This window comes from Streptosporangium sp. NPDC002544, from assembly GCF_040295965.1.
Lineage (GTDB): Bacteria > Actinomycetota > Actinomycetes > Streptosporangiales > Streptosporangiaceae > Streptosporangium.
In genome coordinates this window covers 38,279-52,424 of sequence record NZ_JBEOWJ010000045.1, presented here as the reverse complement: position 1 = coordinate 52,424, position 14,146 = coordinate 38,279, and the positions used below count along the sequence as shown (strand labels likewise).

Annotated in this window: 4 protein-coding genes (1 of these 4 only partly in view); 3 read left to right on the top strand and 1 reads right to left on the bottom strand. The window is 72.8% G+C overall.

Going from position 1 to position 14,146, the window contains the following annotated elements:
* Positions 1-23: 23 nt before the first annotated feature.
* The 3 genes from ABT061_RS42860 to ABT061_RS42850 all read left to right on the top strand — a co-directional run bounded on the left by ABT061_RS42860 (position 24) and on the right by ABT061_RS42850 (position 2,857).
* Positions 24-1,385 (top strand): glycosyltransferase, encoded by a 1,362-nt coding sequence (locus ABT061_RS42860; RefSeq protein ID WP_350929141.1) that lies wholly within the window; start codon positions 24-26, stop codon positions 1,383-1,385.
* A gap of 34 nt (positions 1,386-1,419) precedes the next feature.
* Positions 1,420-2,601 carry a cytochrome P450 gene (locus ABT061_RS42855; protein ID WP_350929139.1) on the top strand — a complete coding sequence of 394 codons (1,182 nt, stop codon included), beginning with the start codon at positions 1,420-1,422 and terminating at the stop codon, positions 2,599-2,601.
* 61 nt (positions 2,602-2,662) lie between these two features.
* Complete coding sequence (locus ABT061_RS42850; protein WP_326638669.1) at positions 2,663-2,857, top strand: ferredoxin; 195 nt, start codon at positions 2,663-2,665, stop codon at positions 2,855-2,857.
* Positions 2,858-3,026: 169 nt separating this feature from the next.
* On the opposite strand, the gene ABT061_RS42845 is transcribed toward ABT061_RS42850, so the two are convergent.
* Positions 3,027-14,146, bottom strand: partial view of a type I polyketide synthase gene (locus ABT061_RS42845; protein WP_350929137.1) — the 3' end only. It continues 17,680 nt past the right edge of the window; 11,120 of the gene's 28,800 nt are visible here — the last part of the coding sequence; its start codon lies off the right edge, out of view; the stop codon is at positions 3,027-3,029.

The following is a 14,146-nucleotide window of genomic DNA, read 5'->3' as shown; positions in this document are numbered from 1 at the left end:
CTCCCGCGATGGAGGTGTGTGTGATGGGCGAGAGCCGCAAGCCACTGCTGTTCGTGAGCAATCCGGGGGCCGGTGTCTTCAATCCCCTGTGCGTGATCGCCGCCGAGCTGGCCCGGCGTGGTACGGAGGATCTGTGGTTCGCGACGGATGAGTCCTGCAGGGCCGACATCGAGAAGATCAGCGAGGGAAGCGGCGTGCGGTTCGCCTCGCTCGGCGAGACCGATCCAAGGCACTCCCCCGCCGACTGGGACGACGAGATGTACCGGCTGGCCACCCAGCGGTCCCGTTGGAAGGCACACCACGCGGTGGTGCGGCGCGGGTTCGACCCGAGCAGTGGGGAGAAGAAGTATCTGGCGCTCGACGCCCTGGTCGAAGAGCTCAAGCCGGCCCTCATGGTCTTCGACAGCGTGAACCCTCTCGCGCTCATAATAGCGCTCAAGAGGAAGATCCCATTCGTCCTCAGCTCGCCTTTCCTGCCGAGCAACCTGCTCATCACCAGGACACCGCGCGGATTTCCCATGCTGCACACCGGGCTGCCCTTGAACATGTCGTTCCAGCAGCGGGTCCACAACACCGTGTTCAAGCTCCGGGCCGGGCTGATGTTCCTGCATCCGACGATGCTGAGGCTCGCGCTCAAAAGCGCCTCGTACGCGAGGATGCTCCAGCTCCCACGGGAGGCGCTCCGCCCATCGTCGAAAATCGACTGTGCCGATGCCGTCCTGTGCTATTCGGTCTTCGGGCTGGAGTACCCGTTCCCCCTTCCGGACAGGTTCCACATGCTCGGCGCCATCATCCCGCCGTTGCCGGAGGCGCCGGACGACGGCGACCTGTCCCGTTGGCTCGACGCCAACCCCTCCGTGGTCTACATCGGACTCGGCACCATCACCCGGCTGACCCGCCACGAGGTACACGCGCTGGTGGAGGTCGCCCGCCGGTTGGACGGCAGGCATACCGTGCTGTGGAAGCTCCCGGCCGAGCAGCAACACCTGCTACCCCCCAGCGACGAGCTGCCACCGAACCTCAGGATCGAGAGCTGGGTTCCCTCCCAGCTCGATGTGCTGGCTCATCCCAACGTCAGGCTCTTCTTCAACCACGGCGGCGCCAACGCGTTCCACGAGGGCCTGTATTTCGGCAAGCCGCAGATCATCCGGCCACTGTGGGTCGACTGCTATGACCAGGCGGTGCGCGGCGTGGACAGCGGAGTCAGCCTCACGGTGGACGATCCGCAGACCATCGACGTCGATGATGTGGTCGGCAAGATCACCCAACTGCTGAACAACCCCGCCTTCCGTGAGCGCGCCGAATTCTTCGCCAAAGTGCAACGTGAGGCGGGAGGCACCCGAGCGGCCGCCGACCTGATCCTGGGCAACCCGGCGCTGAAATGATCTGACAGGTACTGCCGAAGGACGTGGCGACAGCATGGAAACGCACAGCGGCGATCCGATATCCATCGAGTTCCCGAGGCGGCGGCGCGGGCAGCTCTCTCCCCCGGACGAGTACGCCTCACTCCGGGCGCAGTCGGGGCTGGTCAAGTCGGCGCTGCCCAACGGCAGCACCGTGTGGCTGGTCACTCGACATGATGACGTGCGCACTGTGCTCACCGATCCCCGGATCAGTGCCAGCCCTTTACACGAGGGCTTTCCGACGATCGGGCGCAACGGGACGGTGCCGCCGCCCGACCAGATTCCCGGCTGGTTCGTCGCGTACGACCCACCGGAGCACACCCGCTTCCGCAAGGCTCTGATCCCTGAGTTCACGGTACGGCGGATCGCCGAGCTTCGCCCGGCCGTCCAGCGAATCGTCGACACCTGCATCGACGCCATGCTCAACGCCGGCACCACCGCCGACCTGGTGTCCGCGTTCGCGCTGCCGGTGCCGTCGCTGATCATCTGCGAGTTGCTCGGCGTGCCGCGTACGGACCGCGAGCTTTTCGAGTCGAGGACGCGCATCCTGGTGACCTTCACGTCGACCGACGATGAACGCGAGGAGGCGACCAAGGACCTGCTGCTGTACATCTCCAAGCTGATCACCATGAAGCAGCGGTTCCCCGGCAGGGACCTGACCAGCCGGCTGTTGTCCGCCGGAGTGCTGACTCCCAAGGAGATCTCCGGCGTCGCCCTGCTGCTGCTGATCGCCGGGCACGAGACGACGGCGAACAACATCGCACTCGGCGTGGTCATGCTGCTGCTGAACCGGCAGTGGGTCGGCGCGCCGGGAGTGGTGGAAGAGGTGCTGCGCTACCTGTCCGTCGCTGACCGGGTGGCGCTCCGCGTGGCCGTCGAGGACATCGAGATCGGCGGGCACGTGATCAAGGCCGGCGAGGGCATCGTGCCGCTCGGCGCCGCGGCGAACCACGACCATGCCACGTTCGAGCGGGCCGACGAGTTCGATCCGAGCCGTTCGGCCCGCCACCACGTCGCGTTCGGGTACGGCGTGCACCAGTGTCTCGGGCAGAACCTCGTCAGGATCGAGATGGAGACCGTCTTCGCGTCCCTGTTCCAGCGGATTCCGACCCTTCAGCTCGATATCGCGGTCGAGGACCTGCCGTTCAAGTACACCGGTGTGCTGTTCGGGCTGCATGCGCTCCCGGTCCGTTGGTGACGGAGCGGCAGGCCCCGGCCGGTCACCTGTCAGACCCGGTCTCTCCAAAATGAGGAATGTCATGCGTGTCAATGTGAACGCCCAGCGCTGCATCGGTGCCGGCCAGTGCGTGCTCATCGCGCCGGAGGTCTTCGACCAGAGCGACGAGGGAACCGTCATCGTTCTGGTCGAAGACCTGGACGATTCGGCTCAGGCCGTCATGCGAGAGGCCGTCGTGGCCTGCCCGTCCAGGTCCATCTCGCTGGCCGAAAGCTGAGGATCATACCGAACAGGTGACCGCGATCTGACCGCACGAACCTGACCCGGCCGGGTGGACGCACACCCGGCCGGGTCAATTGGCGTTCCGGACCGTCCCACTACCTCGGGTCCCGCCGTCATGGTCCCGCGCCCACGAGCGGGACCATGACAGCGGGACGGCTCTCGGCTCATTGAGCTCCGCCGTCGAGGGCCGCCCGCACCAGCTCGTCGAGCCCCATCGAGTCGAGCGCGTCATCGGCCTCGTCATCGGTGGACGCCTCCGGGTCACCGGTCAGCTGCAGCAGCGCGTCCAGCACACCGATCTCCCGCAGCCTGGCCATGGACAGCGACGCGAACATCGCCCGGACCCGTACCTCCTCCTCGCCGGCGCCCGAGGCCGCACCCGTCTCCGGCAGGAGCTGCGCGATCACATGGCCGGCGAGGGCCTCCGGAGTCGGGTAGTCGAAGATGAGCGTGGAGGGCAGTTTCAGCCCCGTCGAGGCCGTGAGCCGGTTACGCAGCTCGATCGCGCTGAGGGAGTCGAAGCCGAGGTCCCGGAACGCCTGATCGGCGCCGATCGCCTCGCGATCGGAGTGCCCGAGAACCATGGCGATCTGGCCGCGCAGCAGGTCGAGCAGCACGCCGAGCCGTTCGGAGCCGGTAAGGCCGGCCAGCCTGTCCCGCAGGGCGGACGCCGACTGCGCGGCCTCCTGCGCCGAGCCTGCCGACTCGACCAGCTCACGGTATCCCGGCAGCTCACTCAGCAGCCGGCTGGGCCGGCCCGCCGTGTAGGAGCGGACGAACCGCTCGTGCTCGATGTCGGCGACCACGGCGACCGGTTCGCCTCCGGCGACGAGGCCGCTCAACGCGGAGACCGCCAGCTCGGGGTCCATCGGGCGCACGCCCATGCGCCGGGACGCCTCCTGCGCCGCGGCCACCTCCGCCATACCGCCGCCGGCCCAGGCGCCCCACGCCACCGCCGTGGCCGCCAGCCCGCGCTCGCGCCGCCGCTCGGCCAGGCCGTCCAGCACCGCGTTGGCGGCGGCGTAATTGCCCTGGCCGGGGCTGCCGAGCGTGCCCGCCGCGGACGAGAACAGCACGAACACCGGCAGATCCAGCTCTCGGGTCAGCTCGTCCAGCACGACCGCCGGTGCCACCTTGGCGCGGAACACCGTCTCGAACCGCTCCCGGGTCAAGCCGTCCACCACGCCGTCGTCGACCACGCCCGCGGCGTGCACCACACCGGTCAGCGGGAACTCGGCCGGGATGCCGGCCAGCACGGCGGCCAGTGCGTCCGGGTCGGCCGCGTCGCAGGCCGCGACGGTCACCTGGGCGCCCAGCCCCGCCACCTCGTCGCGCAACTCGGCGGCGCCGGGGGCCTCCATCCCCCGTCGGCTGACCAGCACCAGGTGCTCCGCACCATGCCGGGCCAGCCAGCGGGCCAGATGTCCACCGAGCGCGCCGGTGCCGCCGGTGATCAGCACGGTTCCGGACGGCGTCCACTCGTCGGGTCCGTCGGCCTGGCCGGCGGGGTCCTGCACCAGTCTCCGGGCGTACGTGCCGGAGGCCCGGATGGCGATCTGGTCCTCGCCGTCCAACCCGGCCAGCACGCTCGCCAGCCGCCGCGCCGCTCCCCGATCGAAACCCTCCGGCAGGTCGATCAGGCCGCCCCACCGCTGCGGGTGCTCCAGCGCGGCGACCCGGCCGAGCCCCCAGATGGCGGCCTGCGCCGGATCGCGCAGGACGTCGCCGGGATCGGCCGCGACCGCGCCTCGGGTGAGGCACCACAGCGGCGCGTCGATGCCGGCCTCGCCCAGCGCCTGGATCAGCAGGGTGGTCAGGGCGAGCCCGCCGGGAAGCCCGCTGTCCCCGATGTCCACGGACTCCCGCAGCGCCAGGAACGAGACCACTCCGGCGAACGGCCGGGGGCCGGCGTGCGCGCTCAGCCACTCGGCCAGCGCGGCCCGATCCCGGGGTACGGCGGCGAGGTCGGCCACCTCCATGCGGACCACGTCGGCACCGAGCGCGTCGATCACCGAGCCCGTCCAGGTGTCCGTGCGCAGTTCCTCGGGGAGCACCACCAGCCAGGGGCCGGCCTGCGAGGCCCTGGGGGCGGCCGCGCCGTCACCGGTGAGGGGCTTCCAGACGATCCGGTACCGCCAGGCGTCCATAGTGGACCGCCGGCGCCGCTCCCGGCGCCACGACGACAGCGCCGGCAGCACCTTGGTCAGCGCGTCGCCGTCCACGTCGAGCCGCGACGCCAGCGCCTTGGCGTCCTCCTCCTCGACGGCCGCCCAGAATTCGGCGTCCACCGGGTCCGCCGCGCCGCCCGTGCCCGCCGCGCGGGTCCGATCCGGGCGGCCCGCGTCGGGCCAGAACCGCTCGTGCTGGAACGCGTACGTCGGCAGGTCCACCGGCCGGGCGCCGGTACCGGCGAAGACCGAGGCCCAGGCGGGACTCATCCCGTGTACGTGCAGCCGGGCGAGTGCGGTGACGAGGGCCCGGTGCTCGTCGCGGTCCCTGCGCAGCAGGGGGACCAGTTCCGCCTCGGCCTCCGCGGGGATGGTGTCACGGGCCATCGCGGTCAGGGTCCCGTCCGGGCCGATCTCGATGTAGCGGGTCACCCCTGCCTCGTGCGCCGCCCGGATCCCGTCGGCGAACCGTACGGCGCTCCGGACGTGCGCCACCCAGTAGTCCGGGGAGCACAGCTCGGCCGTGACGAGATCGCCGGTCACGTTCGAGATCATCGGGATTCGCGGCACGGAGTAGGAGACGCCTTCGGCGACCGCCCGGAAGTCCGCCAGCATCGGCTCCATCAGCGGCGAGTGGAACGCGTGCGAGACCCGCAGCCGCCTCGTCCGGTGCCCGCTCTCCGCCAGCGCGCCCGCCACGTCGAGCACCGCCTGCTCCGCCCCGGCTATCACCACGGACTCCGGGCCGTTGACCGCGGCGACGGAGACCCGGTGCTCGTGCCCGGCCAGCGCCCGCAGCACCTCCTCCTCGCCGGCCTGGACGGCGACCATCGCGCCGCCGGCCGGAAGCCGCTGCATGAGCGCGCCCCTGGCCGCCACCAGCGCGCAGGCGTCCTCCAGTGACAGCACGCCCGCGACGTGCGCCGCGGCCAACTCGCCGACCGAGTGCCCGATCAGCACGTCAGGGGTGAGATCCCAGGACTCCAGCAGGCGGAACAGGGCCACCTCGACCGCGAACAGTGCCGGCTGGGTCCATCCGGTTCCATCGAGCAGCCCGGCCTCGGGTGTGCCCGCCGGTGCGAACAGGATCTCCCTCAGCGGGCGGTCCAGCCTGGCGTCCAGATGCGCCAGTACGGCGTCGAGCGCGTCGGCGAAGACCGGGAACCGGTCGTAGAGCTCGCGGCCCATCTCCGCCCGCTGGCTGCCCTGGCCGGTGAACAGGAACGCCGTCTTGCCCGCTCGCCCGAGAACGCCGTCGAGCACGTGGGGAGCCGGGTTTCCGTCCGCCGCCGCCATCAGGCCGTCCATCAGCTCCGCACGGCTGCCGGCCAGGACGACGAGCCGCTGCCGGAAGCTCGACCGGGTGGTGGCCAGGGAGTACGCGAGATCGGCCAGGCCGAGTTCGGGGTGCTCGACGAGGTGATCGAGCAGGCGTAGCGCCTGTGCCCGCACCGCGGCCGGAGTCTTGGCCGACAGCGGGACCGGCAGGAGTCCGGGAACCGCTGCGACGGGCATCCCGCGGAGCCCCGTATCGGCCTCTGACGGCTCGGTGAAGGGCGCCTCCTCGATGATCACGTGTGAGTTCGTGCCGGTGGCTCCGAAGGACGAGATCCCGGCCCGGCGCGGGCGTCCGGCATCAGGCCACGGCCTGGCCTCGGCCAGCGGTTCCACCGCGCCCGCCGACCAGTTCACGTGCGACGACGGCGCGTCCAGGTGCAGCGTCCTTGGCGCCACCCCGTGCCTGATGGCCATGACCATTTTGATCAGTCCGGCCATGCCCGCCGCCGCCTGCGTGTGCCCGATGTTGGACTTGATCGACCCGAGCAGCAGCGGTCGCTCACGGTTCTGACCGTAGGTCTCCAGCAGGGCCTGCGCCTCGATCGGGTCGCCCAGCCTGGTGCCCGTGCCGTGCGCCTCCACCACGTCCACGTCGGACGGGGTCAGCCCGGCACCGGCCAGGGCGCGGTGGATCACCTTCCGCTGCGACGGACCGCTCGGCGCGGTGAATCCGTTGGACGCGCCGTCCTGGTTGACGGCCGAACCGCGCAGGATCGCCAGCACGTGATGGCCGTTGCGCCGGGCATCCGACAGCCGTTCGACGACGAGCATGCCGACGCCCTCCGCCCAGCCCGTGCCATCGGCGGCGTCGGAGAACGCCTTGCACCGGCCGTCCGGGGACAGCGCCCCCATCTCGCCGAACTCGACGAAGCCCACCGGGGTGGACATCACGGCGACCCCACCGGCGAGAGCCAGCGAGCACTCCCCGGCCCGCAGCGCCTGGGCGGCCAGGTGCAACGCCACCAGCGACGAGGAGCAGGCGGTGTCCGCGGTCACCGCGGGCCCCACCAGGCCGAAGGTGTAGGACAGCCGGCCGGAGATCACGCTGGCCGCCTGGGCCGTCTGCGCGTGGCCGTGATGATCGCGGGGTGGCTGGTAGTCACCACCGGTGGCGCCGACGTAGACGCCCACATCGCCGCCCCGAAGGCCGGCGGGGTCGATGCCCGCCCGTTCGAACGCCTCCCAGGCGGCTTCGAGCACCAGCCGCTGCTGCGGGTCCATCACCATCGCCTCACGGGGCGAGATGCCGAAGAAACCCGGATCGAAGTCGGCGGCGTCGTAGAGGAAACCGCCTCCGGCCGCCGTGCTGCGGCCACGCCCGTCGGCGTCCCCACCGGACAGCGCGTCCAGGTCCCAGCCCCGGTCGGCGGGGAACGCGCCGACCGCGTCCACCTCGCCGATGACCAGCCGCCACAGGTCCTCCGGCGAGCGGACGCCGCCCGGGTACCGGCAGCTCATGCCGACGATGACGATCGGGTCGTCCGAGGGCGCGGCCGGTACGGACGCTCGGCTCTCCTCGCCGAGGCTCTCCTCGCCGAGCACCTGGGCCGCCAGATGTTCGGCGAGTTCCACCGGTGTCGGGTGGTCGAAGACGAGCGTGGCCGGCAGGGTCAGCCCGGTCGCGGCGTTGAGCTGGTTACGCAGGTCGACCGCGGTGAGAGAGTCGAACCCGAAGTCCCGGAAGGCCCGATCGGCCTCGATCGCGGCGCCGTCCGCGTGCCCGAGGACCGAGGCGGCCCTGGCCACCACCAGTTCGAGGACGAGGCCCGTGCGCTCGGCCGCCGGCAGCCCGAGAAGGCGGTCCCGGAGCGCGGCCGCCACGGTGGGCTCACCGTCGTGGGCGCCGCCGCCCGCCGCCTCGATCGCCTGCCGGGCCTGGGGCAGCTCGTCCAGCAGCGGGGTCGACCGCACCGCGAGGAAGGCCGGGGCGAACCGGTCCCACGCCACGTCGGCGACCGTCACCGCGCTCTCGCCGTTCGCGACGACCCGGCCCAGCGCGCTGAGCGCGAGCGCGGGCGCCAGGGCGGGCAGCCCGTTCGCCCGCAGGTGCAGGTCCATTCCCCGGTCCGTGGTCACGCCGCTGTCCGCCCATGCCGACCAGGACACGGCGGTCCCCACCACGCCTCGGGCGCGGCGCGCTTCGATCAGTGCGTCCCGGACCGCCTCCGCGGCGGCGGCGCCCCCTCGGCCGGCGACGCCCCAGACACCGGAAAGCGAGCAGAACAGAACGAACGCATCCAACTCCCGGTCTTTCAGCAGGGAGTCCAGGTGCACCGCCCCGGCGGCGTAGGCCGCGGCGGTCGCGGCCATGTCCGCCGGCTCGGTCTCCTCCAGGGAGGCGGCCTCGGCCGGTTCCTCGGCGTAGACGACCGCGTCCGGCGGGAACTCCGCCAGCAGGGCGGCCACGGCCTCCCGATCCACCAGGTCGCAGTGCCTGATCGTCACCCGGGGATCCACCTCGGCGGGCTCCAGCGGGGCGGGGCGCCCGGCCAGCACGACTCGGCCGGCGCCCGCGTCGGCCAGCCAGCGGGCGATGCGCTCGCCGGAGACTCCCGTGTCCCCGGCGACCAGCACCGTGCCACGAGGCCGCCACGACCGGTCGGCGTCCCCGGCGGGGGCCGGGACGAGCCGGCGGCCGAACACTCCGGAGGCGCGCACGGCGACCTCGCTCTCGCCGTCCGGGCCGTCGGCCAGCACACCGGCGAACCGGGCGACGGCCCGCCGGTCGAGCAGTTCGGGCAGGTCGATCATGCCTCCCCAGCGCCGGGGGTGCTCCAGCGCCGCCACCCGGCCGAGGCCCCAGACCGCGGCCTGCCCCGGGCTCGGTGGCGAGTCGGATCGGCCCACCGACACCGCGCCTCGGGTGACGCACCACAGCGGCGCGTCGACACCCGCGTCGCCCAGCGCCCGCACCAGCGCGGCCGTCAACGCCACCTCGGGCAGGCCGTCATCGCCCGTCCCGGCGAGCGCCAGCAGGGAGATCACACCCACCGGCGCCCGGCCGTCGGCGTCCGGGCCGCCGAGCAGTTCGACGAGTTGTGCGGCCAGCCTCGCACGGCCGGTGTGCGTGACGTCGAGACGCATCAGAGCATCGGGGCCCGCCAGGGCGGCACCCACGGCATCGAGCGCCTCCGCCCACTCCCCCTCCTCGGACCGGCCGGCCGGGACGGCCACCAGCCACCTCCCGGACGGGACGGCGGACGGCACGGCGGCCAGGGGCTTCCAGGCCACCCGGTAGCTCCAGGAGTCAACGAGGGTGTGCTCGCGGCGCGAGCGGCGCCAGGATGACAGCGCGGGCAGCACCGTTGACAGCGAGTCCGCCTCCAGATCCAGCGTGGCCGCCACGGACGTCAGGTCCGCACGCTCGATCGCGGCCCAGAACTCGGCGTCCACCGGGTCCCCCGCCGGGGCGACGACCGGGGCGACGGCCTCGGGCCAGTACCTCCGGCGCTGGAAGGCGTACGTGGGCAGGTCGACGCGCCGCGCGCCGCATCCGGTGAAGAGGGACCGCCAGTCCACCGGCAGCCCGTGGACGTGCAGCCGGGCCAGCGCGTCCACGGCCGACGCCTCCTCGCCGCGGTCCTTACGCAGCATCGGCACGACCAGGGTGCCGGCCTCGGTACCGTCGGCCGCCAGGCAGTGCTGGGTCAGCGCGGACAGCACGCCGTCCGGGCCGAGCTCGACGAACGTGCTCACGCCGGAACCGCGCAGGGTGCGCACGCAGTCGGCGAAGCGGACCGCCTGCCGAGCGTGGTCGACCCAGTAGTCGGGTGAGCAGAGCCGCTCGACGGCGACCGGCTCGCCGGTCAGGCCGGAGACGAGCGGGATGGCCGGCGGTGAGAACCCGAGCCCTCGTACGGCCCGGCGGAACTCCTCCAGCATGGGGTCCATCAACGGCGAGTGGAACGCGTGGCTGACGACCAGCCGGGTGGTCTTGCGGCCCTCGGCCGCGAGGTGGGCGGCGAGCTCGGTGACCGGCCCCTCCACCCCGGCGATCACCACCGCCGACGGTCCGTTGACCGCGGCGATCGACACCTCGTGCTCGCGCCCGGCGAGTATCGGGAGAACCTCGTCCTCGGTGGCCTGTACGGAGACCATCGCGCCCCCGGCCGGTAGCGCCTGCATCAGGCGCCCTCTGGCGGCGACCAGGGTGCACGCGTCCGCCAGTGTCAGCACACCGGCGACGTGCGCCGCGGCGATCTCGCCGATCGAGTGCCCGGCCACCAGGTCCGGGCGCAGCCCCCACGACTCCGCCAGGCGGAACAGAGCCACCTCGATCGCGAACAGCGCGGGCTGCGTCCACTGGGTCTGGTCAAGCCGCTCGGCCTCAGGTGAGCCCGCCTCGGCGAACAGGACCGTCCGCAGCGGGCGGTCCAGCTCGACGTCGAGCTGCGCGAGCACCGCGTCCAGTGCCTGCGCGAACACCGGGAACCTGGCATACAACTCCCGGCCCATGCCGGGGCGCTGGGAGCCCTGCCCGGCGAACAGCATCGCCGACCTGCCCGCGACGGCGGTGGCCTCGCCACGCGCGATCTCCGACACTCCGTCGGCGGTGGCCAGCAGCACCGCGCGGTGCCGGAACATCGACCGGCTCGCCAGCGAGTAGCCGACGTCCAGCGGATCGAGGTCGCGGTCGGCGGCCGGTACCTGATCGAGCTGGGCCCGCAGCGCCTCCCGGGTCCGGCCGGAGACGACCCACGGCACGACCGCGGGAACCCTCCGCTCGCCGGGCGGCTCGGGGGACGGCTCGTCCAGGGGTGCCTGCTCCAGGATGACGTGGGCGTTGGTGCCGCTGATCCCGAAGGCGGAGACGCCGGCCCGCAGCGGTCGCCCCTTCCGCGTCCACCGCTGAGGCTCGGTCAGCAGTTCGACGGCCCCGGACGACCAGTCCACGTGCGACGCCGGTACCTCGGCGTGCAACGTCCTGGGCAGCATGCCGTGCCGCATGGCCAGCACCATCTTGATCACACCGGCGACACCCGCCGCCGCCTGCGTGTGGCCGAGATTGGACTTGATCGACCCCAGCAGGAGCGGGTGATCCCGCTCCTGGCCGTATGTCGCCAGCAGGGCCTGCGCCTCGATCGGGTCGCCCAGCGCCGTGCCGGTGCCGTGCGCCTCGGCCGCGTCGACCTCGGCCGGGGACAGCCCCGCCGCGGCCAGTGCCTGCCGGATCACCCGCTGCTGCGACGGGCCGTTCGGCGCGGTCAACCCGTTCGACGCGCCGTCCTGGTTCACCGCCGACCCGCGTACCACGGCGAGGATCGGATGACCGCCCCGCCGCGCGTCCGACAGGCGTGTCAGCACGAGCACGCCGACGCCTTCCGACCAGCCGGTGCCGTCAGCCGAGTCGGAGAACGCCTTGCACCGCCCGTCGGGGGCCAGACCACCCTGGACGCTGAACTCGACGAACGAGTCCGGGCTCGACATCACCGAGACACCGCCCACCAGCGCCAGCGAGCACTCGCCGCCGCGCAGGGCCTGCGCGGCCCAGTGGAGGGCGACCAGGGAGGACGAGCACGCGGTGTCGACGGTGATCGCGGGCCCCTCCAGCCCCAGCGTGTAGGACAGCCGCCCTGACATGACGCTCGCCGTGGTACCGGTGGCCACGTGCCCCTGCACGTCCGCGCCGGAACTCTTGAGCAGGCCGACGTAGTCCTGGCCGTTGGTGCCCACGAAGACGCCGCCGTCGCTGCCCCGCAGGTCGAGGGGATCGATGCCGGCCCGCTCCAGCGCCTCCCAGGCGGCTTCGAGCACCAGGCGCTGCTGCGGGTCCATCGCCAGCGCCTCACGCGGTGAGATGCCGAAGAACTCGGCGTCGAACTCGGTCGCGTCCCGCAGGAAGCCGCCGACGCTCGTGGCCGACATCCCTCCGACGAGCGCCTCCAGGTCCCATCCCCGATCGTCGGGGAACGAGGAGATGCCCTCTCCCCCGTCCATCAGCAGCCGCCACAGCTCCTCGGGGGAGCTCACCCCACCGGGGAACCGGCAGCTCATGCCGACGATCACGATGGGGTCGTCGTCGGCGGCGCGTGCCGTCACGGCCTGCGACCCGGGCCACGACTCCTCGTGCGGCATCGAGCCGAGCAGTTCGGCCAGCAGGAAATCCGCCAGCGCGCTGGGGGTGGGATAGTCGTACACCAGCGTCGCGGGCAGGATCAGCCCCGTCGTCGCCGCCAGCGCGTTGCGCAGTTCGACGGTGGTCAGCGAGTCGAACCCCAGATCCTTGAACGGACGGTCCGGCGCGACGCCGTCCACCTCGGCATGGCCGAGTACCGCGGCCACCCGGCCGCGCAGCAGGTCCAGTACGGCCCGGCTCCGCTCGGCGACGGGCAGGTCGGCCAGCCACCGCCGGAACGCCCGCTCCGTCGTGACGGCCCCATCCGTCCCGCCCTCCGTCGCCCCGGCGGCCGCGGTCACCTCAGGAAGGTCGCTCACCAGCGGATAGCGCCGGATCGCGGCGAAGGCGGCGACGAAGCGAGGCCAGTCGACGTCGACGACGGTCAGCGCCGTGTCCTCGTGCTCGATCGCCTGCCGCAACGCGCGGATCGCCAGGTCCGGAGGCATCATCTCCAGGCCGACCCGGCGCATCCTGCCCTCCACCACGGCGCCGTCCGCCGCCATGCCGGCCCCGGCCCACGGCCCCCAGGCGATCGACGTCGCCGGGAGGCCCAGCCCGCGCCGGTGCTCCGCCAGCGCGTCGAGCACGGCGTTGGCGGCCGCGTAGTTGGCCTGGCCCGCGGCGCCGAAGGTCGCGGCCGTGGACGAGAACAGCACGAACGCCGGCAGGTCCAGCCGCTCGGTCAGTTCGTGCAGGTTGAGCGCGGCGACGGCCTTCGCCCGCAGGACCGAGGAGAGGTGCTCCGGCGTCATTCCGTCCAGCACCCCGTCGTCGACCACTCCCGCCGCGTGGAAGACCGCGGTCAGCGGCCGTTCCCGCGGGATCTGAGCCAGCACGGCGGCCAGGGCGTCGCGATCGGCGACGTCGCAGGCCATGACGCTGACCTGGGCGCCGAGGCCGGCCAGCTCGTCCCGCAGTTCGGTCGCGCCCGGAGCGTCCGGCCCGCGGCGGCCGACCAGCAGGACGTGCGCGGCACCGGCGCCTGCCGCCCAGCGCGCGAGGCGGGCCCCCAGTCCTCCCGTGCCTCCCGTGATCAGCACGGTGCCCGCGGCGATCCGCGCGGCGCCCAGCGGGGCGGCCTCCCGCTCGGCGGGCTTCTCGCCGAGCGGAGCGCGCACCAGGCGTCGGCCGAACACCCCGGAGCGACGTACGGCGAGCTGGTCCTCGCCCTGCACGCCGTACCCCTGAGCGTCGGACAGCACGCCGACCAGGCGGGAGACGGTGACCGGGTCGAGGGTCTCCGGCAGATCCACCAGCCCGCCCCACAGCCTCGGCTGTTCCAGCGCCGCGGTCCGGCCGAGACCCCACACAGCGGCCTGCACCGGCCTGGACACCTGTTCCGAACGCCCCACCGACACCGCGCCACGGGTCACGCACCACAGGGGTGCGTCGGCCCCGGCGTCACCGAGCGCCTGCGCCAGCGCGACCGTCAGCGCGAGACCGGCCGGAACCCCTGGATACCCGGCGAGGTCGTGCTCGTCCAGTGCCAGCAGCGACACGACCGCGGCGGGCCTGGAGCCGTCGGAACACAGCTCCCGCAGGCGCGCGGCCAGTGCCTCCCGGTCGGGCTCGCCGACCTCGATCCAGTCGGTCTCCGCGCCCAGCGCGCCCGCCAGCGAGGTCACCCACTCCTCACCCACCGGCCGCACCGGGACCACCA

Excerpts from the sequence above, each read along its gene's own strand:
- ABT061_RS42860 (WP_350929141.1), top strand. The coding sequence starts at position 24 with ATGGGCGAGAGCCGCAAGCCACTGCTGTTCGTGAGCAATCCGGGGGCC.
- ABT061_RS42855 (WP_350929139.1), top strand. The coding sequence starts at position 1,420 with ATGGAAACGCACAGCGGCGATCCGATATCCATCGAGTTCCCGAGGCGG.
- ABT061_RS42850 (WP_326638669.1), top strand. The coding sequence starts at position 2,663 with ATGCGTGTCAATGTGAACGCCCAGCGCTGCATCGGTGCCGGCCAGTGC.